Source organism: Pseudomonas sp. Marseille-Q8238, assembly GCF_965111915.1.
In genome coordinates this window covers 3,531,764-3,556,830 of sequence record NZ_CBCOPI010000001.1, presented here as the reverse complement: position 1 = coordinate 3,556,830, position 25,067 = coordinate 3,531,764, and the positions used below count along the sequence as shown (strand labels likewise).

At 61.7% G+C, this 25,067-nt stretch carries 24 protein-coding genes and 1 pseudogene; 8 read left to right on the top strand and 17 right to left on the bottom strand.

Annotated features, from left to right (window positions below):
• Positions 1-75 precede the first annotated feature (75 nt).
• The 3 genes from ACWPW0_RS16580 to ACWPW0_RS16570 all read right to left on the bottom strand — a co-directional run bounded on the left by ACWPW0_RS16580 (position 76) and on the right by ACWPW0_RS16570 (position 1,422).
• The gene (locus ACWPW0_RS16580) at positions 76-444 is read right to left on the bottom strand and encodes a hypothetical protein (protein ID WP_454255898.1); all 369 of its coding nucleotides are present in this window, start codon (positions 442-444) and stop codon (positions 76-78) included.
• Positions 445-546: 102 nt separating this feature from the next.
• Complete coding sequence (locus ACWPW0_RS16575; RefSeq protein ID WP_454255897.1) at positions 547-960, bottom strand: DUF4279 domain-containing protein; 414 nt, start codon at positions 958-960, stop codon at positions 547-549.
• Between the two features lie 84 nt (positions 961-1,044).
• Complete coding sequence (locus tag ACWPW0_RS16570; RefSeq protein ID WP_454255896.1) at positions 1,045-1,422, bottom strand: DUF4288 domain-containing protein; 378 nt, start codon at positions 1,420-1,422, stop codon at positions 1,045-1,047.
• A 145-nt stretch (positions 1,423-1,567) separates the two neighbouring features.
• On the opposite strand from ACWPW0_RS16570, the pseudogene ACWPW0_RS16565 reads away from it, so the two are divergent.
• The 5 genes and pseudogenes from ACWPW0_RS16565 (at position 1,568) to ACWPW0_RS16545 (ending at position 6,734) form a co-directional block, all read left to right on the top strand.
• Positions 1,568-2,529 (top strand): annotated as a pseudogene (locus tag ACWPW0_RS16565) (integron integrase).
• A gap of 165 nt (positions 2,530-2,694) precedes the next feature.
• The gene (locus ACWPW0_RS16560; RefSeq protein ID WP_447593116.1) at positions 2,695-3,618 is read left to right on the top strand and encodes an ABC transporter ATP-binding protein; all 924 of its coding nucleotides are present in this window, start codon (positions 2,695-2,697) and stop codon (positions 3,616-3,618) included.
• Complete coding sequence (locus ACWPW0_RS16555) at positions 3,615-4,349, top strand: ABC transporter permease (protein WP_447593115.1); 735 nt, start codon at positions 3,615-3,617, stop codon at positions 4,347-4,349. The genes ACWPW0_RS16560 and ACWPW0_RS16555 overlap by 4 nt, the downstream gene beginning before the upstream one ends.
• A gap of 2 nt (positions 4,350-4,351) precedes the next feature.
• Positions 4,352-6,187 carry a GldG family protein gene (locus ACWPW0_RS16550; RefSeq protein ID WP_454255895.1) on the top strand — a complete coding sequence of 612 codons (1,836 nt, stop codon included), beginning with the start codon at positions 4,352-4,354 and terminating at the stop codon, positions 6,185-6,187.
• Positions 6,188-6,524: 337 nt separating this feature from the next.
• Complete coding sequence (locus ACWPW0_RS16545; protein WP_447593111.1) at positions 6,525-6,734, top strand: cold-shock protein; 210 nt, start codon at positions 6,525-6,527, stop codon at positions 6,732-6,734.
• Positions 6,735-6,799: 65 nt separating this feature from the next.
• Here the strand turns inward: ACWPW0_RS16545 and ACWPW0_RS16540 are convergent, their stop codons facing one another.
• The 4 genes from ACWPW0_RS16540 to ACWPW0_RS16525 all read right to left on the bottom strand — a co-directional run bounded on the left by ACWPW0_RS16540 (position 6,800) and on the right by ACWPW0_RS16525 (position 11,808).
• Complete coding sequence (locus ACWPW0_RS16540) at positions 6,800-7,171, bottom strand: hypothetical protein (protein WP_447593110.1); 372 nt, start codon at positions 7,169-7,171, stop codon at positions 6,800-6,802.
• A gap of 10 nt (positions 7,172-7,181) precedes the next feature.
• Entirely contained in the window at positions 7,182-7,985 is an 804-nt protein-coding gene (locus ACWPW0_RS16535; protein ID WP_447593108.1) for a putative RNA methyltransferase, read from the bottom strand.
• Complete coding sequence (dapE, locus tag ACWPW0_RS16530) at positions 7,985-9,136, bottom strand: succinyl-diaminopimelate desuccinylase (RefSeq protein ID WP_447593106.1); 1,152 nt, start codon at positions 9,134-9,136, stop codon at positions 7,985-7,987. Before dapE ends, ACWPW0_RS16535 begins: the two co-directional genes overlap by 1 nt.
• Before the next feature lie 98 nt (positions 9,137-9,234).
• Complete coding sequence (locus tag ACWPW0_RS16525) at positions 9,235-11,808, bottom strand: glycosyltransferase (protein WP_454255894.1); 2,574 nt, start codon at positions 11,806-11,808, stop codon at positions 9,235-9,237.
• Positions 11,809-12,088: 280 nt separating this feature from the next.
• Here ACWPW0_RS16525 and tcdA point away from each other — a divergent pair, with 280 nt between their 5' ends.
• Together tcdA and ACWPW0_RS16515 are read left to right on the top strand one after the other, a co-directional pair.
• Positions 12,089-12,901: a tRNA cyclic N6-threonylcarbamoyladenosine(37) synthase TcdA gene (tcdA, locus tag ACWPW0_RS16520; protein ID WP_454255893.1), complete on the top strand. Its 813-nt coding sequence runs from the start codon at positions 12,089-12,091 to the stop codon at positions 12,899-12,901.
• Between the two features lie 114 nt (positions 12,902-13,015).
• On the top strand, positions 13,016-13,477 hold the full coding sequence (locus ACWPW0_RS16515; RefSeq protein ID WP_447593100.1) for a DUF1456 family protein: 462 nt from the start codon (positions 13,016-13,018) through the stop codon (positions 13,475-13,477).
• 1 nt (position 13,478) lies between these two features.
• Here the strand turns inward: ACWPW0_RS16515 and ACWPW0_RS16510 are convergent, their stop codons facing one another.
• The 10 genes from ACWPW0_RS16510 to map all read right to left on the bottom strand — a co-directional run bounded on the left by ACWPW0_RS16510 (position 13,479) and on the right by map (position 24,039).
• On the bottom strand, positions 13,479-14,000 hold the full coding sequence (locus ACWPW0_RS16510; RefSeq protein ID WP_454255892.1) for a hypothetical protein: 522 nt from the start codon (positions 13,998-14,000) through the stop codon (positions 13,479-13,481).
• Positions 14,001-14,064: 64 nt separating this feature from the next.
• Complete coding sequence (locus tag ACWPW0_RS16505; protein WP_454255891.1) at positions 14,065-14,472, bottom strand: SufE family protein; 408 nt, start codon at positions 14,470-14,472, stop codon at positions 14,065-14,067.
• Positions 14,469-15,671 carry an aminotransferase class V-fold PLP-dependent enzyme gene (locus ACWPW0_RS16500; RefSeq protein ID WP_454255890.1) on the bottom strand — a complete coding sequence of 401 codons (1,203 nt, stop codon included), beginning with the start codon at positions 15,669-15,671 and terminating at the stop codon, positions 14,469-14,471. Before ACWPW0_RS16500 ends, ACWPW0_RS16505 begins: the two co-directional genes overlap by 4 nt.
• 2 nt (positions 15,672-15,673) lie before the next feature.
• Positions 15,674-16,882 (bottom strand): sodium/glutamate symporter, encoded by a 1,209-nt coding sequence (gene gltS / locus ACWPW0_RS16495; RefSeq protein ID WP_447593094.1) that lies wholly within the window; start codon positions 16,880-16,882, stop codon positions 15,674-15,676.
• Between the two features lie 49 nt (positions 16,883-16,931).
• Entirely contained in the window at positions 16,932-17,966 is a 1,035-nt protein-coding gene (dapD, locus tag ACWPW0_RS16490; RefSeq protein ID WP_447593092.1) for a 2,3,4,5-tetrahydropyridine-2,6-dicarboxylate N-succinyltransferase, read from the bottom strand.
• 29 nt (positions 17,967-17,995) lie between these two features.
• Positions 17,996-18,619: a LysE family translocator gene (locus ACWPW0_RS16485; protein ID WP_454256753.1), complete on the bottom strand. Its 624-nt coding sequence runs from the start codon at positions 18,617-18,619 to the stop codon at positions 17,996-17,998.
• A gap of 2 nt (positions 18,620-18,621) precedes the next feature.
• Positions 18,622-18,969 carry an ArsC family reductase gene (locus ACWPW0_RS16480; RefSeq protein WP_454255889.1) on the bottom strand — a complete coding sequence of 116 codons (348 nt, stop codon included), beginning with the start codon at positions 18,967-18,969 and terminating at the stop codon, positions 18,622-18,624.
• Positions 18,970-19,168: 199 nt separating this feature from the next.
• Positions 19,169-20,377, bottom strand: coding sequence for a succinyldiaminopimelate transaminase (gene dapC, locus ACWPW0_RS16475; RefSeq protein WP_454255888.1), 1,209 nt, complete (start codon positions 20,375-20,377; stop codon positions 19,169-19,171).
• Positions 20,378-20,419: 42 nt separating this feature from the next.
• Positions 20,420-23,119 carry a [protein-PII] uridylyltransferase gene (locus tag ACWPW0_RS16470; protein WP_447593088.1) on the bottom strand — a complete coding sequence of 900 codons (2,700 nt, stop codon included), beginning with the start codon at positions 23,117-23,119 and terminating at the stop codon, positions 20,420-20,422.
• A 119-nt stretch (positions 23,120-23,238) separates the two neighbouring features.
• Positions 23,239-24,039 carry a type I methionyl aminopeptidase gene (gene map, locus ACWPW0_RS16465; protein ID WP_447593086.1) on the bottom strand — a complete coding sequence of 267 codons (801 nt, stop codon included), beginning with the start codon at positions 24,037-24,039 and terminating at the stop codon, positions 23,239-23,241.
• A 279-nt stretch (positions 24,040-24,318) separates the two neighbouring features.
• Between map and rpsB the strand changes: the two genes are divergently transcribed.
• Positions 24,319-25,062 carry a 30S ribosomal protein S2 gene (rpsB, locus tag ACWPW0_RS16460; RefSeq protein WP_447593084.1) on the top strand — a complete coding sequence of 248 codons (744 nt, stop codon included), beginning with the start codon at positions 24,319-24,321 and terminating at the stop codon, positions 25,060-25,062.
• Positions 25,063-25,067 lie beyond the last annotated feature (5 nt).

Sequence of the window (25,067 nt, the reverse complement as noted above, 5' to 3'; positions counted from 1 at the left end):
CCTTTGCCTAACGTTTGGCTAAGGGGCGGGCTTTAGCCCGTCCCAGTGAGCGAAGCGAACGATTTGAGCCAGTTGTTAGGCGTCATAATTCGTGGTTATTTTTTTGAAGTACTTGGTGTTGTATACGATTATGGCTAAACCAAAAATTATAAAGCCTGCACCCAGCGTCATTAGAAATGGCTCGCTTCCATTTTTTATACCAAACCCGAAGAAGGAGATTCCTATGAATACATTGAATATGGGGCCAAACAATGATGCCCTAGGTGATGATGAATAAGATTTTTTAGTGTTTTGAATCAGCGTATTTAAATGGGTTACTTCTGCTTCATGCACGCCTTTGCATGCAAGTCCATCGTTTAAATCTGTGCAGCAGTCCGAGCACAATGCGCGCTGGCAGTGTTTGCAGATACCAATGGCTTCTGTTGGATGGTTAAAGCACTGCATGATTCCTCCTTGATGCCTAACGTTTGGTTAAGGGGCCGGCTTTAGCCAGTCCCGAGTGAGCGAAGCGAACGAATTGAACCATTTGTTAGGGAAGTGCACGGACTATTTTGAGGCATCGTATATGTCCATATTTAGCTTTATTCCACGCCCGCCAAGTGCAAGCAATGCTTCAGGAGAAAGCGTCAAGCCGTCATTAAAGCTTGCCATGAAAATGCCGCAAAATAGGTCAACTTCATAGCGTGAGCTAATGACTTTCCATGCTGATAGGTCTTGTGAGAGCTGGCTTAGTATTTCAAAAATCTGCGAATCAAGATTCTCTGGGCTTCTGCGCTCGACACTGAGGCGCCAGCTTCCAGTCTTGTGTACACGAACCTTGCCGGTAACAGCTCCTATTTCTTCCTCGCCTTTACGATGAGCTTTGCTTGGCATGGCGCCAAGTAACTTAGTTACATCTTCGGGGATAAGGTCTTCACCGAAAATACGCAGTGATGCGGCGGATCTGTCGAGGAGTCCCATTTTTTCCCTAACGTTTGGTTAAGGGGCCGGCTTTAGCCGGTCCCGAGTGAGCGAAGCGAGCGACTTGAACCAGTAGTTAGGGGCCTACTGCCGGAACTCATCACGGCTACGTACAAGTTTTTTCAGGTTCTTGAGTTTTCTAGGTTTATATTCAGCCCACATGATTTCCGCACCATCTTCAAGCTCTTCATAGATTGGAAGTAGTTCAGTTATACCTTCAAAAACCCACTGGACAGGTACTGCATCAGGGCCGCCAAGATACGGTTTAGTTGATTCATGAGCAATTTTTACAATTTTGTCGTAAGCGTCGTTTAGGTCGGAGGCTTTGACAACAACTGTGTTTTTCCAAGATATAAATCTCTCGTCTTGGTTTTCATTATTCGGATCGTTTATTTCTGTGAAGCGAATTAAATATGAAGCCACGTACCAGCCGACAGGAGAAACATTTTTGTCGTGGGCCATTATTGGCTCCTAACTATAAATAGACACCAAATGGTGCATAACCTGCTGAGCGGGATTGGTGGATAACCTTCCTTGTCATCTCTCTGTTCCTTATCTAGGTTGGAACTTTCCGGGTCAGGATGACCCATTGGGGAGGTTATACACCATGGATGGCAAACCTCGTTTGCTCGACCAAATGCGTGAGCGAATTCGGCTCAAACACTACTCCATCCGTACTGAGCGCGTCTATTGCGAGTGGGTGAGGCGCTTTATTCGTTTTCATCAGTACCGCCACCCTCAGGAAATGGGGCTGCTGAGGTGGAGGCGTTCCTTACCGATCTTGCCGTGCGGCGTAGCGTTTCTGCTTCCACGCAGAATCAAGCGTTGGCCGCGTTGCTGTTTCTCTATAAAGATGTGTTGAAGCTCGATTTGCCTTGGTTGGCCGATATCGTGCGTGCAAAGAAGCCGCAGCGCCTGCCTGTGGTTCTATCGGTTGGGGAGGTGCGCCAGATCCTGGCTGTGCTCGACGGTGAGCTTTGGCTGGTTTGTAGTCTGTTGTACGGCACGGGCATGCGGTTACTAGAGGCGTTGCGTTTGCGCGTCAAGGATGTGGATTTCTCGCGCCATGAAATCCTCATCCGCGATGGCAAGGGCATGAAGGATCGCGTCACCATGCTGCCACTGAGCCTGGTACAACCTCTGCGTCGGCATCTGGCGGTGGTGCGGGCGACTCATGTTGCCGAGTTGGGGCAGGGGCGGGGCGATGTCTGGCTACCTGATGCGCTGGCCCGCAAGTATCCCAAAGCACCACATGAGTGGGGGTGGCAGTACATTTTTCCGGCAACGGGTTTATCGGTAGATCCACGCTCGGGTGCGGAGCGGCGCCATCATTTGGACGAGAAGCGCGTGCAGCGGGCTATCAAGCGAGCGGCAGGTGCGGTTGGCCTTGCTAAACAGATTTCCCCGCATACGCTGCGTCATTGCTTCGCCACGCACTTGCTGGAAAGCGGGCAAGACATTCGTACGGTGCAGGAGTTGCTTGGCCACTCAGATGTAAAAACGACCATGATTTACACCCATGTCCTAAACCGTGGTGGCCTGTCAGTGATGAGTCCGTTGGACCGCTGAAAGCCATATTCCATTTACTTCATATGTCCGCCTGATTTCTAAATTTTCCCCCTGTGCTACTGTCTTGCCCCTCGTTCGGGCGCGCTTTTTTTGCCCGGCAGTTTTCGGCTTGCGCCCCTGCGGTGGTGTTGCTGGGTGCAGGCGTTTTCGCACTGGTGAGAGGCCATGATAGAAATAAAAAACCTGACCAAGCGTTTTGCGGGACACACGGCCGTCGATGGCCTGTCCTTTACCGTCCAGCCGGGGGAAGTGCTGGGCTTTCTCGGTCCCAACGGGGCCGGTAAATCGACCACCATGAAGATGTTGACCGGTTTCCTCGCGCCGACATCCGGCTCGGCGAGCATTCTCGGCTTCGATATCCAGCGCCAGACGCTCAAGGCCCAGCAGCAGATCGGTTATCTGCCCGAAGGTGCGCCGTGTTATGGCGACATGACGGTGCGTGGCTTCCTCGAATTCATTGCCGAGGTCCGTGGCTTCCGTGGTGCTGAAAAGCGCACGCGGGTCGAGCGGGCAGTTGGTCAGGTAGAGTTGGAGAAAGTGCTCGACCAGTCCATCGAAACCCTGTCCAAGGGCTTCAAGCGCCGCGTTGGCCTGGCCCAGGCGATTCTGCATGACCCGCGTGTGCTGATCCTCGACGAGCCCACCGATGGCCTCGACCCGAACCAGAAACACCAGGTGCGTCAACTGATCCAGAGTCTGGCGGCCGACAAGATCGTGATCATTTCCACCCATATCCTCGAGGAAGTCTCGGCGGTGTGTACCCGTGCCGTGGTGATTGCCGCCGGCAAGGTGGTCGCCGACGGCACGCCGCTTGAGCTGGAAAGCCGCTCGCGTTATCACCAGGCGGTGACCCTGGTAGGCAGCGAGGCACTCGATCAGGCGGCGCTGGCAGCGCTGCCGGGCGTGGCCGGGGTTGAACAGAATCCGCTGGAGCACAGCCTGACCGTGTTGGCGCAGCCGGGGCAGGTGATCTTCCCGCAGGTCAACGAGCTGATTCGTCAGCGCGGCTGGCAGGTGCAGGAGCTAGATGTGGAGCGCGGCCGGCTCGATGAAGTGTTCCGCACATTGACTCGGGGGGAAGCGGCATGAAGCAGTTGCCGATCGTCTTCAAGCGCGAGCTGGCGAGCTATTTCGCCACGCCGCTGGCCTATGTGTTCATCCTGATCTTCCTGGTGCTCTCTGGGGTCTTCACCTTCTACCTCGGTGGTTTCTTCGAGGGCGGGCAGGCGGATCTCACGGCATTCTTCGGTTTCCACCCGTGGCTCTATCTGTTCCTGGTGCCGGCCCTGGCCATGCGCCTGTGGGCCGAGGAGCGCAAGTCGGGCTCCATCGAACTGCTGATGACCCTGCCGATCACCCGCTTCGAAGCGGTAACCGGCAAGTTCCTCGCGGCCTGGGTATTCGCCGGTATTGCCCTGTTGCTGACCTTCCCGATGATCATCACGGTCAACTACCTGGGCCAGCCGGATAACGGCGCCATCATCACTGGCTACCTCGGTAGCTGGTTGCTGGCCGGTTCCTACCTGGCCATTGGCTCGTGCATGTCGGCGCTGGCGAAGAACCAGGTGATTGCCTTCATCCTGGCGGTCAGCGCCTGTTTCCTGTTCATCGTCAGTGGCTTCCCCATGGTGCTCGATGCTTTCACCGGCTGGGCGCCGCAATGGGTACTCGATGCCGTGGCCTCGTTGAGCTTCCTCACACGCTTCGATGCGATCAGCAAGGGCGTGATCGACCTGCGCGACCTGCTCTATTTCATCACCCTGATGGCTGCGTGGCTGGCGGCCACTGCTGTCGTGGTCGATTTGAAGAAGGCTGACTGAAGATGAAAAAATTGATGTATTCCAGCGTCGGCCTGGTCCTGATCGCCGTCGCGTTTCTCGTGTTCAACGTGGTTTCCGGGTTGACGCTGACCAATGCCCGGCTCGACCTGACCGAGCAGAAGCTCTACACCATCTCCGCCGGTACCCAGCAGATCCTCGGTGAACTGCAGGAGCCGGTCGACCTGTATTTCTTCTACTCCGACAAGGCCACCCGCGACCTCGCCGTGCTGCGCAACTATGCCAAGCGCGTGGAGGAAATGCTCAAGGCCTACCAGCGTCAGTCGGATGGCAAGATCCGCTTGCACATCATCGATCCCGAGCCGTTCTCCGAAGAGGAAGACCAGGCGGCGAGCTTCGGCCTGCAGGCCGTGCCGGCCAACCGTAATGGTGATCAGGTGTACTTCGGCCTCGCCGGTACCCGCGGCCCGGACGACAAGCAGGTGATTCCGTTCTTCCCGCTGGATAAGGAGGAGTTCCTCGAATACCAGCTCAGCCAACTGGTGCAGAACCTGGCCAAGCCGCAGCGTCCGGTGGTGGGCGTGCTCTCCGGGCTGCAGATCAACGGCGGCTTCGACATGGCCAGCCGTCAGCCGACCGCGCCCTGGATGGTGATGGAGGAAATCCGCCAGCTGTTTCAGATCGAGAGCCTGAAGGCAGGCGTCGACAAGATTCCGGATGACGTCTCCGTGCTCCTGCTGGTGCATCCGAAAGACCTGCCGGAAGCGACGCTGTACGCCATCGACCAGTTCGTGCTGCGTGGCGGCAAGTTGCTGGCGTTCGTCGACCCCTACAGCGAGGCCGATACCGGTATGCCGATGCTGCCGGGTGACAACGCGGAAAAATCCTCTGATCTGGAGCCGCTGTTCAAGGCCTGGGGCCTGCGTCTGGTGCCGGGCAAGGTAGTGGGCGATGGCTCCTACGCCATGGCGGTGGGCATGGGCCAGAGCCAGACGCTGGTTCGTCATGCCGGCTGGCTGGCGCTGCCGAGCCGGGCGCTGAGCCAGGACGATGTGAGTACCGCGGGGCTGGAGACCATCAATATGGCCACCAGCGGCATTCTCGAACCCCTGGAAGGTGGCAAGACCCATTTCCTGCCGCTGATCCAGAGTTCCGAGTACGCCATGCCCTTCGATGTGGCGCGTTTTGCCATGCTGAACAACCCGCAGGAACTGATGCGTGACCTGCAGCCGACTGGTGAGCGCTACACCCTGGCGGCGCGGATCAGCGGCCCGGTGCAGAGTGCATTCCCGAATGGCATCGAAGGGCAGAAGGACGGTCTCAAGGAAGCGGCCAACATCAACGTCATCGCGGTAGCCGATACCGATCTGCTCAGCGACCGCATGTGGGTGCAGGTGCAGGACTTCTTCGGCCAGCGTATTCCGCAACCCTTTGCGGACAACTCGACGTTTGCCATCAACGCGCTGGATAACCTGACGGGCAGCGATGCCTTGATCAGTGTGCGCTCGCGTGGCCGTTTCAGTCGCCCGTTCGAAGTGGTCGAATCCCTGCAGCGTGATGCCGAGGCGCAGTTCCGGGTCAAGGAAGAAGACCTGCAAAAGCGCCTGGCCGAGACCGAGCAGAAGCTGGCCGCCCTGCAGCAGAACCAGGACCCGAGCAAGGCACTGGAACTGACGCCGGAGCAGCAGGCCACGGTGCAACAGTTCCTCGCCGAGAAACTGCGCATTCGCAAGGAGCTGCGTGAAGTGCGCTATCAGCTCAATGGCAATATCGAGGACCTGGGCCGTGTGCTCAAGTTCGCCAATATCGTCCTGGTACCTCTGGTGCTGACGCTGGCTGTGTTGGCGCTGTGGGTATGGCGTAGACGCCGCCAGGCCTAAGTCTGGGGTGATTTACCGACTGCCAGCTGTCCGCTAACCCGGGCCGCTGGCAGTTTTTTATGAGCGCCGAAAAGCCTTGCCGGCAGGTGTAAAAAGCTGACCGTTTTGCTCTTCGTGACTCCCGCAATATGGCTGCGGGGCTTGCTGTGCGGGGCTTGTGGCGTTTTTTAAAAAGTCCTTGGCAGCGCTGCCACTTGTTTTATACTCGCGAAGCGGCCGCACCAGGGAACGCATTGGGTATCCCCGCCTGCTGCGGGTGACCCACAAGAGTCCGCGTTCCGCCGAGCCGTCGAGGCCCAGCAGGGCAATAATAAAAATGCGAGTTGAGGAAGTGGTAATGGCTGATCGTCAGGTCGGAACCGTCAAGTGGTTCAATGATTCCAAAGGGTACGGCTTCATTCAGTGTGAAAGTGGTCCGGATGTTTTTGTTCATTACCGCGCCATCCGTGGCGAAGGTCACCGCTCTCTAGTCGAAGGTCAACAGGTCGAGTTTTCCGTCATTGATGGCCAGAAGGGCCTGCAAGCGGAAGACGTGTCCAAGCTCTGAACCTTCGTCATCGCATCAAGCAAAAGGCCCGTCAATGACGGGCCTTTTGTTTTTCCGTGAGATGATCACGCCGTGCGCCAGGTGATCTCTTCTTCACCGTCGGCACTGATCCTGATCCAGCGGTCGGCGGTTTCGACACTTTCTTCTTCTTCCCAGCCGCCCGGGGCGCAGCGCACTTCGACAGCGAGTGCGGCAAAGGCAGCGCGGGCGCAGGCCAGGTCGTCCGCCCAGGGCGTGGCGTCGCTTTCCAGGTACAGGCTGTGCCACTTGCCCACCGCCTTCGGTAGCCAGGTGACAGGTACGTCGCCGGCGTGGCATTTGAAGGTCTGGCCCTGCTGGCGCCAATCACTCACCGGGCCGATGGCCTCGGTGAGCCAGGCGGCGATGGCCTTGTGGTCGGCGTCCTTGAGGTAGATCTCGATATCGGGTTGGCGCATGAGTGTGTCCCTAGATTTTCTCGATCCAATCGTAGCGAATGGCGACGGTAACCTCGAAGTCTTCGGCGATTACCGCTGTGCGGCGCTCGGCGCTGGCGCGCCAGCCATGCGGGGTCATGGCCAGCAGGTCGGCACGGGCCTCGCTGCTGGCAAGGTGTAGCGGGAAGCGCAGGGTTTCGCTGTGTGCCAGACGCATGCCGGGGGGAATCAGGCCGAGGTGCTTCTGGTCATCATAGTCGCGCACTTCGTCATACAGCTTCTGGCGCAGTTCGATCAGGTGCTCACCCGTGGGGCCCATGCGCAGCAGGCCGCCTCCGGGGGCGAGCAGGCGCAGGGCTTCTTGCCAGTCCAGCGGGCTGAATACGCTGGCGAGCAGTTGGCAACTGGCATCTGCGAGGGGCACACGGGCCATGCTCGCCACCAACCAGGTCAACTGGGGCGCACGCTTGCAGGCACGTTTTACCGCTTCGCGGGAAATATCCAGGGCGTAGCCGTCGGCCTGCGGCAGTTGTTCGGCGATCTGCGCGGTGTAGTAGCCCTCGCCACAGCCGATATCCAGCCAGCGCTGCGGCGTGCGTTCCGCCGCCAGTTCAGCCAGGCGCCTGGCCAGCGGCGCGTAGTGGCCGCCGTCGAGGAAGCGCCGGCGGGCTTCGACCATGGCCACGTTGTCGCCTGGGTCGCGGCTGTTCTTGTGCTGCACGGGCAGCAGGTTGAGGTAGCCCTGGCGGGCACGATCGAAGCGGTGGTTGGCCGGGCAGGCCACACCCGTGTCGACGGTGCTCAGCGGCTGCTGGCAGATCGGGCAGGCCAGCATCAGGCGAGCAGTTTCACGAGGGTCTGGTAATAGATGTCGGTCAGCACGTCGAGGTCGCTGGCCAGGATGCGCTCGTTGACCTGGTGAATGGTGGCGTTGACCGGGCCGAGTTCGACCACCTGGGTGCCGAGGGTGGCGATGAAGCGCCCGTCGGAGGTTCCGCCCGAGGTCGAGGGCGTGGTATCGCGGCCGGTGACCTGTTTGATGCTGGCGGCCACCGCGTCGAGCAGTTCGCCTGGCTCGGTGAGGAATGGCAGGCCGGACAGCGCCCAGTCGATGTGCCAGTCCAGACCATGCTTGTCGAGGATGTCACTGACCCGCTGCTGCAGGCCCTCGACGGTCGATTCGGTGGAGAAACGGAAGTTGAAGATCGCCTTCAGCTCGCCCGGGATGACGTTGGTCGCGCCGGTGCCTGAGTTGAGGTTGGAGATCTGGAAGCTGGTCGGCGGGAAGAAGGCGTTGCCATTGTCCCAGTGCTCGGCAGCCAGCTCGGCCAGCGCCGGGGCGACCAGGTGAATGGGGTTCTGCGCCAGGTGCGGGTAGGCCACGTGGCCCTGCTTGCCATACACCGTGAGGGTGGCGCCGAGGGAGCCGCGACGGCCGTTCTTGACCACGTCGCCGACCAGGTCGGTGCTCGATGGCTCGCCGACGATGCACCAGTCCAGGCGCTCGTTACGCTCACGCAGACGCTCGACCACGGCCTTGGTGCCATGGTGGGCCGGGCCTTCCTCGTCACTGGTGATGAGAAAGGCGATGCGGCCCTTGTGGTTCGGGTATTCAGCGACGAAGCGCTCGACCGCGATGATCATCGAGGCCAGGCTGCCCTTCATGTCCGCCGCGCCACGCCCACAGAGCATGCCGTGCTCGTCGATCAGGGCGTCGAAGGGCTGATGCTGCCAGGCCTGCAGCGGGCCAGTGGGTACCACGTCGGTGTGGCCGGCGAAGCACAGCACGGGGCCTTCGCCACCATGTACGGCCCAGAAATTGTCCACCTCTTCGATGCGCATGCGCTCCACAGCGAAGCCAGCGGCAGCCAGGCGGTCACTCATCAGCGTCTGGCAGTCGGCATCCTCGGGGGTGACCGATGGCCGGCGAATCAGGTCGCAGGCGAGGGTGAGGGTGGCAGACAGGCTGGGGGAGGGGCTGGACATTGCGGCTCCGGTGCGGGGGTAGGGCGGAAGGTGGGCATCTTAAAGCAAAACGGCGACCAGAGGCCGCCGTTTTGGCTGGGTGGATCACGCCATGGCAGTCAGTTCGATGCCGGTGGCTTGGGCAGCGAAGACAGCAGGGCCATGATCAGCGCGGCCAGATACGGCAGCGACTGCACCAACAGCATGGCTACCCAGAACTTCACGTCTGCGCTTGGCAGCCCCTGGACAATGGCGATCCCCAGCGCCGCGCCCCATAGCAGGAGCATGATGAAGACTTCTTCGCGGGCTTCGGCCAGCGCCACCATGATGCCGTGGTTGGAAGCCATCTTCGGCGTGCGGAAGAACGGAATGGTCTTGGTGAACGCGCCGTACAGCACCGCCTTGGCGATGGTGTGCGAGAGTGCCAGCCCGGCCACCGCAGCCTGGAAGGAACGCACCAGATCGACACCCACCGCGCGGCGGTAGAGGAACATGATCTTGCCGAACTTGAAGAAGAACAGCGCCAGTGGCGGGATGGCGAAGATCAGCAGTGGCGGGTCGACACGCGTCGGCACGATGATCATCGCCGCGGACCAGAGCAGTGCGCCGATCGTGAAGAAGATGTTCAGGCCGTCGGCGATCCAGGGCAGCCAGCCCGCGATGAAGTGATAACGCTGGCCGCGCTTGAGTTCGGAGTCCTTGCCGCGGAACAGGCTGCGGGCGTGGCCCTTCATGATCTGGATGGCGCCGTAGGCCCAGCGGAAGCGCTGTTTCTTGTAGTCGATGAAGGTGTCGGGCATCAGGCCCTGGCCGAAGCTCTGGTGAGCGTAAGCGGCAGAGTAGCCTTTTTCGAACACGCGCAGGCCCAGCTCGGCATCTTCGCAGATGGTCCAGTCGGCCCACTTGAGTTCGTCCATCACGGTGCGGCGGATCATGGTCATGGTGCCGTGCTGGATGATCGCGTTGCGGTCGTTGCGGGTCACCATGCCGATGTGGAAGAAGCCCTTGTACTCGGCATAGCAGAGTTTCTTGAAGGTGCTTTCGTTGCCGTCGCGGTAGTCCTGCGGCGATTGCACCACGGCGATCTTCGGATCGGCGAAGTGCGGCACCATGTGCTTGAGCCAGTTGCGGTCGACGCAGTAGTCGGAGTCGATCACCGCGACCACTTCGGCATCCGGCGCGGTGTGCGGCAGGATGTAGTTCAGCGCGCCGCCCTTGAAGCCCGCCAGGGGCGCGACGTGGAAGAACTTGAAGCGCGGGCCGAGCTGTTCGCAATAGGCCTGCACCGGTTCCCACACCGCCGGGTCCTTGGTGTTGTTGTCGATGATGATGACTTCGTAGTCGGGGTAATCGAGGTTGGCCAGGGCATCGAGGGTCTGTTTGACCATCTCTGGCGGCTCGTTGTAACAGGGCACGTGCACCGAGACCTTGGGCCGGTAGGCCGTGTCGGTCAGTACGGGCAGGAAGGGCCGGCGGCGGTTGCGCGTCCACACGGTTTCCGCCAGTTCGTGGGCTTCGGTGATCAGGACGATGAACACGCCAAGGGCGCCGATGCCGAGCAGCAGGCCGACGGTCAGGCTGAACCAGGTGCTGTATTGCTGGCTGTAGTCATAGCCGATCCACACCAGCACCGAGCCGCCGGCAAAGGCGACGAAGGTGAGGAAGGTGCGACCGCGCTGGCGTAGCGAGCTGCCGTCGATCAGCACCAGGGCCAGGGTCAGCAGGGCCAGCACCACCGAGGCAATAGCCAGCAGGCGCCACTGTGGAATGGCTACCACCGGCCCTTCGAAGGCGAACTTGGCCTTGCGGTCGAGGTTGTACACGCCCCAGTAGGCACCCACTGAACCTTCATCGCTGGCCTTCCACGGCTGGTCGAAGGCTTCGATGACGAAGTAGTTGTAGCCTTTGGCGTTAAGCGCATTGACCAGCGTGCGCAGGTAGATCGCCTGGTCAGCCTGGGAGGCATCCGCGCCGCCGCGCATGCGCCCGTTGCTGGGCCAGCCGACTTCCGAGAGCAGCAGGGGTTTTTTCGGGAACCACGCCTTGAGGTCCTTGGCGCGCTCGAGAACGAACGCGGTGGAGTTCTCCATCGGCACGAACTCCCAGTAAGGCAGCACGTGCGCGGCGATCAGGTCGACGTGGTCGGCCAGTTCGGGGTAGTCCTTCCAGATGTGCCACTGTTCGGACGTGGTGACCGGCACCTTGACGGCCGCGCGTACGCGGTCGAGGTACTCGATCAGGTGTTTGGTGGTGATCTCGCGGCGGAACAGCGCCTCGTTACCGACGGCGACGCGCACGACGCTGCGTGAGGAGTTGGCGATTTCGATGGCCTTGGCGATCTCACGCTCGTTGCGTTCTTCGTCCGGGCTGATCCAGATGCCGAGGGTCACGCGCAGGCCGAACTCTTCGGCGATGCGCGGGATATCTGCCAACGCACCATCGACCGAGTAGGTACGAATGCTGTCGGTGTGCTGGCTGAGCAGCTCGAGGTCGGCGCGCATTTCGGCGTCGCTCGGGTAGATTCCCTGCTGCGGGTTCTGCCCGGCGCGGAACGGTGAATAGGAGAAGCCGGAGATCTGCTCCGGCCAGTCCGGAGCGCTAACAGGGCGGTTGTAGAGTGCCCAGATACCGGTAAACAACGCGGCCACTGCCACGAAGACCGCCAGGTTGAGTCCGAATTTACGCGTAGGCATAGCTATTCTGAGGTTCCGCAGGTTGGAACAGGGAAAAGGGCCGGAGAACACCGGTCGGCGCGCATGCTACTCCGCCGCCCTTTACCTGTATAGCACTGTCCAGGCCCGTATTCACGGGGGCTGGCGAGCAGTTTCACGGATTGGGCAGCGGGTGTCGATGGAAGTTCGGATGGCGTTTCATCCGGGGTGGCATCGGGCCGTGTCGCGGTGAGTGATTCCGCTGAATGCGCGTCGTCTCGCGTGACCCTATAATGCCCGCCGATTTGCTCAGGGTGATGGTATGGCAACAGATGATCAGCGTTTCGGCGGCATTGCCCGGCTCTATGGGCGTGAAGGGCTGGAGCGCTTGAGCGCCGCGCATGTGGCGGTGGTGGGGATTGGCGGCGTGGGTTCCTGGGCCGCCGAGGCATTGGCGCGTTCGGGTGTGGGTGAAATCTCCCTGTTCGACCTGGACGACGTGTGCATCACCAATACCAATCGCCAGGTGCATGCTCTGAGCGGCGCTATCGGTCGTGCCAAGGTCGAGGTGCTGGCAGAGCGTTTGCGTGCGATCAACCCGGCGTGTGTGGTGCACGCGGTGGCTGATTACGTGACCCGCGAGACCATGGCCGAGTACATCACCGAAGAGCTGGATGCGGTGGTTGACTGCATCGACAGTGTATTTGCCAAGGCAGCGCTGATCTCCTGGTGCAAGCGGCGCAAGATCCAGATCATCGCCACGGGCGGTGCGGGCGGCCAGGTCGACCCGACTCAGGTGCAGGTCGCCGACCTGAACAAGACCTTCAATGACCCGCTGGTGGCCAAGGTGCGCTCGCTGCTGCGCCGCGACTACGGTTTTTCGCGTACGCCAGGTCGCACCTACAGCATCACGTGTGTGTATTCCAGTGAGCAACTGCGCTACCCGCAGCCTGACGGCAGCGTCTGCCAGGCCAAGGTACTGCCGGGGGACGGGACGCGGCTGGACTGCGCGGGCGGCTTTGGTGCCTCGATGATGGTCACCGCCACCTTCGGCATGGTGGCTGCCGCGAAGATCGTCGACAAACTGGTCGCTGGCGCGCGTCGTCCATCCGAGCGCAAAACCCCATCAGCGTAATGGCAGTGGCTTAATCTGCCGCAGCGTCTGCCCGTAGCCCGTATAATCGCCGCCTTTCCACACCCCGCTTGATGCCCGCGCACTGTTTTGCGGGCTCCCACGAGATCCCTCCTGATGATGAATAACGATGTACTGCGCAGCCTGCGCTACCTGCTGGATATCAACGACGCCAAGCTGGTGGAGATTTGCCAACTGGCGGATTACCCGGTCAGTGTCGAGCAGGTCAGCGCCTACCTGCTCAAGGAGGAGGAAGAGGGTTACGAGGTCTGCAGCGACGACGTGCTCGCACACTTTCTCGATGGGCTGGTGTATTTCAAACGCGGTAAAGATGAAAGCCGCCCACCGGTACCGCGCGAAAAGCGCCTGACCAACAATACGGTGCTGAAGAAGCTGCGCGTGGCCTTCGAGCTGCGTGACGACGATATGCACGCCATCCTCCAGGCCGCTGACCTGCCCATGACCAAGGCGGAGCTGAGTGCCCTGTTCCGCAAGCCGGACCAGAAGAACTTCCGCCTGTGCGGCGACCAGGTGCTGCGTAACTTCCTGCGTGGCCTGACCGCTCGCGAGCGCGGCTGACTCAGTTCGCCGCCAGTGTGACCTTCCGGTTGCGGCGACGCGGGACGAACAGACTGCCGATGGCAAGCCCTAGCACGGCGTAGAGGGTGGCTGGCAGCATGCCGAATAGGCTGCTCCTGTGCTCGCCAGGCAAGGTGCAGGAGTACGTGATGCTCAGGTTGTCTATCGGGAGGTAGTCATCTGCGTCTCTCGGGAAGGCCAGGTTATAGCTGGGCATCGCATTTATATCGGCGATGATGCGCTCTGCCTCGGCGGGGGAGCAGAGGTTCAGGGTGAAGGTGATGATCAGGATACTGAAGTTGCCGAAGACAGCGAGCAGCAAGGTATTTAGGCGCTGTTGCTTGGCCAGCAAGGCCAGGCAGATGCCCCCGAGAATCCCTGATAGCAGGACGGTGAGTTCGAAGGGATGCAGCGGAAACGCATTGTAAAAGGCTTCCGGCAAGTAGCTCACTGGCCGGGGGGCAAAGACGGATACGAGCAGTCCTGTAAGGCCGGCCAACAGTGCACGAAAAGGAAGCGCCATTGGTTCACTCCATGATCCAAAAAAGGGCGAAGCATAAAACACGTAGGCGGCTTGGACTACTGCCTTAATCGAGCGCTATAGCGCGCATGCGCTGCAATACGGCATTCAGTCCATTGCTGCGTGAGGGTGACAGTTGCCGTTGCAAGCCCAACTGGGTGAACCAGTCGCCCAGGTCGAGGGCGGCCAGTTCACTGCCGTTCAACCTTTCGACACGGACCAGTAGTACGGCCAGCAGGCCGCGCAGAAGACGGGCATCGCTGCTGGCGCGGAAGTGCCAGAGGCCGTCACGCTGTTCGCCAACCAGCCAGACCTGGCTCTCACAGCCATGCACACGGTTGGCTTCGCTGCGTTCGGCGTCGCTCAGCGGGGGCAGGCGTTCTCCCCATTGCATCAGCAGGCGCGCACGTTGTTCCCAGCCTGGGCATTGGGCAAAGGCGTCCAGGGCTTCCTGGGCTGTGGCGGGCAGGCTCATCGCAACAGCTCCAGCGACTTGTCCAGTGCGCTGAAGAAGCGCTCCAGGTCGGCGCCGTCGTTGTACAGGCCGAGAGACACACGTATCGCGCCAGATAGGCCAAGACTGTTCATCAACGGCATGGCGCAGTGATGGCCTGCGCGCACGGCAATGCCCTGCTCGCTGAGCAGGTGGGCGAGATCGCTACTGTGCAGGCCATCGACGGTAAAGCTGGCCAGCGCTACGTGTGGTGTGCCGAGTAGCTGGATGCCATCGCGTGCGGCCAGGCCGGCGAGCAGCTTGAGGTGCAATGCCGCCTCATGACCACTGACCGCGGCGGCATCGAGCCCGCCCAGGTAGTCCAGGGTCGCGCCGAGGGCGATGACCCCGGCAATGGGCGGCGTACCGGCCTCGAAGCCCAGCGGGGCGGGGCGAAAGCTGGCGCTGTGGTAGTCGGCCTGTTGCACCATCTCTCCGCCGAACTGCCAGTGCCGTAGTTGCGCCAGGGCGGCACGCCGACCATAGAGCACGCCAACCCCGTCGGGGCCGTAGAGTTTGTGGCTGGAGCAGACGTAGAAGTCGCAGCCCATGGCCTGCATGTCATGCCGGCCATGCACGGCACCTTGCGCACCATCGATCACGGTCAGTGCACCATGGGCGCGGGCCAACGCCAGTAGCTCGTGCACCGGCTGCCAGCGACCGAGCACGTTGGACAACTGGCTTACCGCAAGCAGACGGGTGCGTGGGCCGATCAGCGTGGTTGCCTGGTGCAGGTCGACCGCGCCGAGCGGGTCGAGGGGTAGCACCACCAGCTTGAGTGCCTTGCGCCGGGCCAATTGCTGCCAGGGCAGCAGATTGGCGTGATGCTCCAGGGCACTGATGACGATCTCGTCGCCCGCGCTGAATGTCTCCTCCAGGCCGTAGGCCAGCAGGTTGAGCGATTCGGTGCTGCCGCGGGTGAAGATGATTTCGTCGCTGCTGGCCGCATTCAGCCAGTGCGCGGCTGCCAGGCGGCTGGCTTCGAAGGCGCGAGTGGCACGTTCGCCTGGCTGGTGCTGTGCGCGGTGCACGTTGGCTGCGCCGCCGCTGTAATAGCCGAGCAGGGCATCGAGCACCACTTGCGGTTTCTGCGCGGTGGCGGCGCTGTCCAGGTAGGTCTGGCCTTCGCCAGCAAGCGCGAGAATGCCGGGGAAGTCCGCGCGCCAGGGCGAGTCGAGCATGCTTACAGTCCGCTGAACAGGTGGATGACCAGGGCGTTGATCAGGTCGATGAAGAAGCCGCAGACCAAGGGCACCAGAATGAACGCCCGGTGTGCGGCGCCGTATTGCTGGGTCACGGCGGTCATGTTGACCACGGCGGTGGCGGTCGAGCCAAGGCTGATGCCGCCAAAGCCGGCGCAGATCACGGCAGCCTCGTAGTCGCGGCCCATGCAACGGAACACCACCAGCACGATAAAGGCGGCGCACAGCAGGATCTGCAGGCCGATGCTCACCAGGATGAAACCGAGCACGCCTTGCAGTTCCCAGAGCTTGAGGCTCATCAGGGCCATGGTCAGGAACATGCCGAGGCAGATATCGGAGATCAACGACAGGCCTTCCCGGGCCCCTGGCCAACTGCGCGCGCGCCGTCTGCCCAGCAGGTGCGGCAGGATATTGCGGATCAGGATGCCGGCCAGCAGGCAGCTGACGAAGCGGGGCAGGTTGAGGCCGAGCTCTTCGAGCGAGGCGGCGATGCCCTGGCCAATGAGCAGGGCCACGTTAAGCCACAGCCAGGCCCAGAGCACCCCGTAGTAGTCGAGCGTTGGCCGCTGGTCTTCGTGCACCCGGCCGATATCCAGGCGGGTGTCCTGCGACGGTTGCAGGCGATGGCGTTGCATCAGGTAGCGGGCAATCGGGCCGCCGATCATGCAGGCGGCGATCAGGCCGAGGGTGTTGCTGGCGATACCCAGTTCCAGGGCATTGCTGATGCCGAGGCGTTCGACGAATTGCGGCGCCCAGGCCAGGGTGGTGCCAACGCCTCCGGTCAATGAAATGGAACCGGCCATCAACCCGGCTTTGGGGTCGAGGCCGAAGCTGCCGGCCACGCCCATGCCCAGCAGGTTCTGCAGGACGATATAGGCACTGGCCAGGAACAGCAGAATGAATAGAGGGCGGCCGCCACGCAGCAGCGTACGCAAGTCGGCCTTGAGGCCGATGCCGGCGAAGAAATACAGCATCAGCAACTCGCGGGCCTGCAGTTCGAACTGCACCTGCACGTCCAGCACGTAGTAGGCGAGGGCGGCGAGGGCGGCGCAGATGAACCCGCCAATGACCGGTTCCGGAATGCTGTAGCGGCGCAAGACTTCATGACGCATCGTCAGCGCCTTGCCGAGGAACAGGAGGACGATCGCCAGCGTGAAGCTGACGAATTCGGTGACGACGAAAACGTGCATGGCAGGCCGTGCTCAGAAGGGACGGGGCAGCCAGGCTGCCCCTCGACGGTCAGTTGTGCGCGTGCAGGGCTTCGTTAAGCTCGATTGCCGTCTTGTTGGTCTTGCACTCCACCGCGCCGGTCTGCGAGTTGCGACGGAACAGCAGATCGGCTTGGCCCGCGAGGTCACGACCCTTGACCACCTTGACCAGAGCATTTTGGTCGTCGAGCAGGGCGATCTTGGTGCCGGCGGTGACGTACAGGCCCGCTTCGACGATGTTGCGGTCGCCCAGCGGAATGCCGATACCCGCGTTGGCGCCGATCAGGCAGCCTTCGCCGACACTGATGACGATGTTGCCGCCGCCGGACAGGGTGCCCATGGTCGAGCAACCGCCGCCCAGGTCCGAGCCCTTGCCGACGAACACGCCAGCCGAGACGCGGCCTTCGATCATGCCCGGGCCTTCGGTGCCGGCGTTGAAGTTGACGAAACCTTCGTGCATCACGGTGGTGCCTTCACCGATGTAGGCACCCAGGCGTACGCGGGCGCTGTCGGCGATACGCACGCCGGCCGGCACCACGTAGTCGGTCATTTTCGGGAACTTGTCCACCGAGAAAACTTCCAGCAGCTCACCTTTCAGGCGGGCTTCCAGCTGGCGCTGAGCCAGTTCGGCCAGGTCCACAGCGCCTTGGCTGGTCCAGGCGACGTTAGGCAGCAGCGGGAAGATGCCGGTCAGGTTCAGGCCGTGCGGCTTGACCAGGCGGTGGGACAGCAGGTGCAGCTTGAGGTAGGCCTCGGGGGTGCTGGTCAGCGCTGCGTCGGCATCGAGGAACGTAGCCACCAGAGGCTTGTGGCTTTCGGCCAGGCGGGTGAGCAGGGCAGCCTGGGTCGCATCGACATTTTTCAGGGCTTCAGCCAGTTCGGCTGCTTGCTGGTTGGTGAAGGCGATGGCCTGGTTGCCGCCCTTGTAGCCAAGCACGTCGGCTGCTTTGGCCGACAGTTCGGCGGCTGGGTTCAGCAGGGGTTGGGCGTAGAAGATTTCCAGCCAGTTGCCTTGACGGTTTTGGGTGCCAACGCCGAAAGCGATGCTGAAGAGTTGAGTAGACATATGAATTCCTCTTACTGAATAAGGTGTGGTCAGGCTGGCCGGCGACTGAGCAGCAGGCCCAGTCCGGCACTACCCAGCAGGGCAGCACAGCCACGGTTGAACAGGCGCCGGGCGCGAGGGCCGGCGAGCAGGCGGCCGAGGTGCAGACCGGCCATTGAATAGAACAGAACCGCCAGCCACTCCAGGAGCAGGAAGGCCAGGCCCAGCAGCGTGAACTGCGCGGCTACGGGTTGGTTCGGGTCGATGAATTGGGGCAGGAAGGCCGTGAAGATCAGGATAGCTTTTGGATTACCTGCGGCCACCCAGAATTCCTGTCGGGTCAATGTCCACAGCGAGCGGCGGGGGGCGCCTTCTGTGCTGGCCAGTTCGGCCGAAGGTGCACGCCAGAGCTGAATGGCCAGCCAGAACAGGTAGCCGGCTCCCAGTACTTTGATCACCAGAAACAGGTGCGCCGACGCCTGCAGTGCCAGGGCCAGTCCGGATGCGGCCAGGGCGATCATTACCGTGAACGCGAGCAGACGTCCGCTTGCCGCGAGGCAGGCCGTGCGCAGCCCCTGGCGGGCGGCATTGTTCAGCGACAGCAGGTTGTTCGGTCCCGGCGCCAGGTTCAGGGCGAAGCAGGCGGGGATGAACAGTGCCCAGGCGATGCTCAGGGTCATGGCAGCGCCGCGGCGTAGTGGTCCGGCTTGAAGCCGACCAGGGTGCGACTGCCCAGGTCGAGCACGGGGCGCTTGATCATCGACGGTTGGGCGAGCATCAGTTCAATGGCCTTGTCCTGGTTCAGATCGGCCTTCTGTGCGTCATCGAGTTTGCGAAAGGTGGTGCCGGAGCGGTTGAGGACGGTTTCCCAACCGTGTTCGGCGCACCACTTCTGCAGGCTGGCGCGATCAATCGCGGCAACCTTGTAGTCGTGGAAGTCGTAGCTCACGCCGTGCTCGTCGAGCCAGGTGCGGGCTTTCTTCATGGTGTCACAGGCCTTGATGCCATAAAGAGTGATGGTCATGGGCAACTCGGATATACAGGGTAGCGGGGTCGCTGGCGCCTGAGCGGGCCAGCGTCGACCGGCGATTATGCCACGGCGACTGTGACGATGCGTGTTTGACGCAGCTTTGCTGCCGTAGAGGCGCTGCGCACTCCCTGAACAGCTTTCTCCCGAGATGCGCTGCGTGCAGCTTGTGCACCTCGGGCTGCGAGGGGGCGGATCAGCGGCTCTCGACGAAGCGACGAATGCGCTCGGCGGCCTCCACGCACTCGGCCAGCGGCGCGACCAGGGCCATGCGCACGCGCCCGGCGCCCGGATTGAAACCGCCGACCTCGCGGGACAGGTACGAACCGGGCACGACGGTGACATGCTCCTGGGCGAACAGTTCACGGGTGAAGGCCTGGTCATCGCCCGGCGTTTTTGCCCACAGGTAGAACCCGCCGTCCGGGCGCTGCACGTCCAGCACGGGTGCAAGAATATCCAGCACGGCGGCGAATTTATCGCGATACAGGTCGCGGTTGGCGAGCACATGGGCTTCGTCGTTCCAGGCGGCGATGCTGGCCAATTGGGTCTGCACCGGCATGGCGCAACCGTGGTAGGTGCGGTACAGCAGGAAGGCCTTGAGAATATCGGCGTCGCCGGCCACGAAGCCCGAGCGCAGGCCAGGCAGGTTGGAACGCTTGGACAGGCTGTGGAACACCACACAGCGCTTGAAATCCGCGCGGCCCAGTTCGGCGCAGGCGCTGAGCAGGCCAGGTGGCGGGGCGTCTTCGTCGAAGTACAGCTCGCTGTAGCACTCGTCGGCGGCGATGACGAAGTCGTACTGGTCGGCGAGGGCGATCAGCTTCTTCAGGGTCGCGACCGGCACCAGGGCGCCGGTGGGGTTGCCTGGGGAGCAGAGGAACAGGATCTGCGTGCGTTGCCAGGTGTCTGCGCTGACGGCATCGAAATCCGGATTGAAGCCGTTTTCTTCCAGGCAGGGCAGGTAGTGCGGCTCTGCCCCGGCCAGCAGGGCGGCGCCTTCGTAGATCTGATAGAACGGGTTGGGGCTGATCACCAGGCCGGGTTGTTGATCGGCTACGGCGCGCTTGACCACTGTCTGGGTGAAGGCGAACAGCGCCTCACGTGTGCCGTTGACTGGCAGGACATGGCGAGCAGCATCCAGCCAGCCGTGCGGCACGCCGAAACGGCGCTCGCACCAGGTGGCGATGGCTTCGCGCAGGGCGGGGATGCCCAGGGTGGTCGGGTACACGGCCAACTGGTCGAGGTTGTTGCTCAGCGCTTCAGCGACAAAGGCCGGTGAGCGGTGCTTGGGTTCGCCGATGGACAGGGCGATGGCCTTTTTCTCACTGGGTGGCTGGGCGCCGGCCAGCAGGGCGCGGAGTTTCTCGAAGGGGTAGGGCTGTAACTGGTTCAAGGCGTCGTTCATGGGGCTTTCCTGGTGGCGGCCTGGGCGCTTGGCCCGCAGGCTTCAGATACTGATGCGTCCAATGGTGGCGGCGTCGTTGGCTTCCGACAGCTGGGAGCTGATGGCTTCCTGCAGGCGTGCGCACAATTCAGGGTCCGAGAGCGGCTGGTTGTGTGCGTCGGTGATGAAGAACACGTCCTCCACGCGCTCGCCGAGGGTGGCGATCTTGGCGTTCTGCAGCGACAGGTCGAAGTCGAGGAAGATCTTGCCGATGCGCGCCAGCAGGCCGGGGCGATCAGGCGCAATGATCTCCAGCACGGTCACCGGGCGCTGGGCATCGTTGTGAATGGTCACCTGCGGTGCGAAGGCGAAGTGCTTGAGCTGGCGCGGTACGCGGCGCTGGATGATGTTCGGGTAGTCATCCGGGTTCTTCAGCGCCTCGACCAGGCCGTCACGGATCTGCTTGATGCGCGATGGGTTATCACCGATGGAGCCGCCTTCGGCCTCGAGCACGATGTAGGTGTCGAGGGTGAACTGGCTGGTCGAGGTGATGACGCGGGCGTCATGGATGTTCAGGTTGAGCTGGTCCATTGCGGCCACGGTCACGGCGAAGAAATCGTGCTGGTCTGGGGCGTAGATGAAGATCTGTGTGCCGCCCTCGAATTCGCGCTGGGTGGTTTCCTTGATCAGTACCAACGGGTCGTTGCCGGCCGGGTGCTGGATGATGGCCTCGGTGTGCCAGGCTACGTCGCTGGCGGCGTGGCGCAGGAAATAATCGTCGCCGAGCTGGCTCCACAGCTGCTCGGCGTCGTCCTGATCGATACCGGCGCGTATCAGGATGTCCAGGGCCGCGCTTTGCGTCTGGCGAATCTGTTCCTCACGGTCCAGCGGGTTTTCCAGGCCGCGGCGCAGGGCGCGCTTGGTTTCGGTGTACAGCTGGCGCAGCAGGCTGGCACGCCAGGAGTTCCACAGGCTCGGGTTGGTGGCGTTGATATCCGCCACGGTGAGCACGTAGAGGTAGTCGAGGTGAGTCTGGTCGCCGACCAGGCGGGCGAAGTCGAAAATCACCTGCGGGTCGGAGAGGTCCTTGCGCTGGGCGGTGGTCGACATCACCAGGTGGTTCTGTACCAGCCAGACGATCAGGCGGCTGTCCCATGCCGGGAGCTGGTGGCGCACGCAGAAGGCTTCGGCATCCACTGCGCCGAGTTCCGAGTGGTCGCCGCCACGGCCCTTGCCAATGTCGTGGTAGAGCCCGGCGAGGTAGATCAGTTCGGGTTTGGGCAGGCGGTCGATGATCTTGCTGGCCAGGGGGAATTTTTCCGCCAGCTCCGGCCACTTGAGTTTGCGCAGGTGCTTGATCAGGTTCAGCGTGTGCGCATCGACCGTATAAATGTGGAACAGGTCGTGTTGCATCTGCCCGACGATATGGCCGAACTCCGGCAGGTAGCGGCCGAGGATGCCGTAGCGATTCATCCGGCGCAGGTTGCGGTGGATACCCTGTGGCGACTTGAACAGTTCGATGAACAGGCTGGTGTTGCGGATATCACGGCGAAAGTCATCATCGATCAGGTCGCGGCTGTCGCGCAGCAGGCGGATGGTGTCGGCGCGTACGCCGCGAATATCCGGGCGCTGGGCGAGCAGCACGAAGACTTCGAGGATGGCGAACGGCGTGCGGGTGAAGACTTTCGGGTGGGTGACTTCGAGGAACTCGTCGCGCAGCTGGAAACGGCTGTTCACCGGCAGCGCCGGGCCGGTGTCGCCGGCGCGCACGATGACTTCTTCGAAGTGCTGGTTGATCAGGTCGTTGAGCTCGGCAACCCCCATGACCACGCGGTAGTACTTCTGCATGAAGCGTTCGACCGCTAGCTTGGCGTCGCTGTCCTCGAAGCCGAGCAGGGCGGCGATCTTGCTCTGGTAGTCGAACAGCAGGCGGTCTTCGGCGCGACCGGCGAGCATGTGCAGCGCGTAGCGTACCTTCCACAGGAATTCCTGGCTGGAGGCGAGCATGCTGTACTCGCTGTCCATCAGGAAGCCCTGCTTGGCCAGGGCGTGCAGGTTGATGGTGCCGAACTGGCGGCGGGCGACCCAGAGGATGGTCTGGATGTCGCGCAGGCCGCCGGGCGAACCCTTGACGTTGGGTTCGAGGTTGTACTCGGTATCGTTGTACTTGGCGTGACGGCCCTTCTGCTCCTTGCGCTTGGCCAGGAAGAAGTCCTTGCTCGGCCACATGTGTTGCGGGCTGGTGACGTCCTGCATGCGCTGGCGCAGGTGTTCGGGGCCCGCGATGGTGCGGCTTTCCATCAGGTTGGTGACAACCGTCAGGTCGGCGCGGGCCTCTAGCGCGCATTCATCCACCGAGCGCACGCTCTGGCCGACTTCCAGGCCAATGTCCCAGAGCAGGGTCAGGAAGCCTTCGATCGACTCGCGGAAGATCTCATGGTCGGCACTGTCGAGCAGGATCAGCAGGTCGATATCGGAATAGGGGTGCAACTCCCCACGGCCATAGCCGCCGACTGCCAGCAGGGCAATGTCGGCGTCTTCGCTCCAATCAAAGCGCTCCCAGGCGCAGCGCAGGATCTGGTCGACGAACCAGGCGCGATCCTCGACCTGGCGGCGGATGTCACGCCCTTCATGAAAGCGTGCGTCGAGCACTTCGCGGGCCTGCTTGAGGGCTTTCTTGAACGCGGCGATGGGGCTGGACTTGAGCGCCAGTTCTGCCTGGAACTGGCCGCGATCAAACAACTCCGGGTCCATCTGCGGCATGGCGCTTTCCTCTCTATGGATCAGGTCTCAGGCGTCGTGGGAGGCGATGCGCGCACCATCGCGCCTGGAAAGCTGGTGCGTACGGTCAGGGCGGCCGCACGCACCCTAAGCAATGGCTTTCAGGCGGAGGTGCGTGGAATGGTGTCGTCAGTACGCAATGTCAGGATTTCATAGCCGTCGGCAGTAACCAGTACGGTGTGCTCCCACTGGGCGGACAGCTTGCGGTCCTTGGTGATCGCGGTCCAGCCATCGCCAAGCAGGCGGGTTTCCGGGCGGCCCTGGTTGAGCATGGGCTCGATGGTGAAGGTCATGCCTTCCTTGAGCTCCAGGCCGGTGCCGGCGCGGCCGTAGTGCAGCACCTGCGGTTCTTCATGGAACACCGCGCCGATGCCATGTCCGCAGTATTCGCGGACTACCGAGAAACCATTCTTCTCGGCGTGCTTCTGGATCACCTCGCCGATATCACCCAGGCGGGCGCCGGGGCGAACGAGCTGGATGCCCTTGTACATCGATTCCTGGGTGACCTGGGCCAGCTTGTTGGCCCACTCGGGCACCTTGCCGACCATGAACATCTTGCTGGTATCGCCGTGGTAGCCATCCTTGATCACGGTCACGTCGATGTTCAGGACGTCGCCGTCCTTAAGTGGCTTCTCATTGGGAATGCCATGGCAGACCACATGGTTGAGTGAGGTACAGATCGATTTGGGGAAGCCGGGACGGCCCGGTGCCGCGCCGTAGTTGAGCGGGGCAGGGATGGCTTTTTGCACGTTGACGATATAGTCGTGGCAGATGCGGTCGATTTCTTCGGTGGTGACGCCAGGTTTGACGTGCTCGCCGATCATCTCCAGCACTTCGGCGGCCAGGCGGCCAGCCACGCGCATTTTTTCGATTTCTTCGGGAGTCTTGATGGTGACGGTCATGTGCAGCTCTCAGGCGCAAGCGGAAAGGCGGTATCTTAACAGCTGCAAGCCACAAGCTATAAGCCGCAAAGTTGGCGGCCTGATATCGAGCGTTGTGTTGGTCTGTCATTCAAGGTTGGTAGCCTGACGGCGCTTTCTGTGGTATAAAACGCGCCGCTTTACGGGCAGTGGGTTCGTAGAGCTTTAATCCGCACACGTATCGACACGTTATCCTGGGTGCCCGCAAGGGTTGGATAGCGGGATGCGTGGAGGCCTAACCCGACTTATCAAGGAACTATCATGTCCCAAGTCAATATGCGCGATATGCTGAAGGCCGGTGTGCACTTCGGCCACCAGACCCGTTACTGGAACCCGAAAATGGGCAAGTTCATTTTCGGTGCGCGTAACAAGATCCACATCATCAACCTTGAAAAAACCCTGCCGATGTTCAACGACGCTCTGTCGTTCGTTGAAAAACTGGCTTCGGGCAAAAACAAGATTCTGTTCGTCGGCACCAAGCGTTCCGCTGGCAAGATCGTTGCTGAAGAAGCAGCACGTTGCGGTTCGCCGTACGTCGATCACCGCTGGTTGGGCGGCATGCTGACCAACTACAAAACCATCCGTGCTTCGATCAAGCGCCTGCGTGATCTGGAAACCCAGTCCCAGGACGGCACATTCGCCAAGCTGACCAAGAAAGAAGCGCTGATGCGCACTCGTGATCTGGAAAAACTGGATCGCAGCCTGGGTGGTATCAAGGATATGGGTGGCCTGCCGGACGCTCTGTTCGTTATTGACGTTGACCACGAGCGCATTGCCATCACCGAAGCCAACAAGCTGGGTATCCCGGTTATCGGCGTCGTTGATACCAACAGCAGCCCGGAAGGCGTTGACTACATCATCCCGGGTAACGATGACGCCATTCGCGCCATCCAGCTGTACATGGGTGCCATGGCTGACGCCGTGATCCGTGGTCGTGGCAACGCTGCTGGCGGCACCGACGAGTTCGTCGAAGAAGCTGCTGCCACCGAGGCCAGCGAAGGCTGATAGCG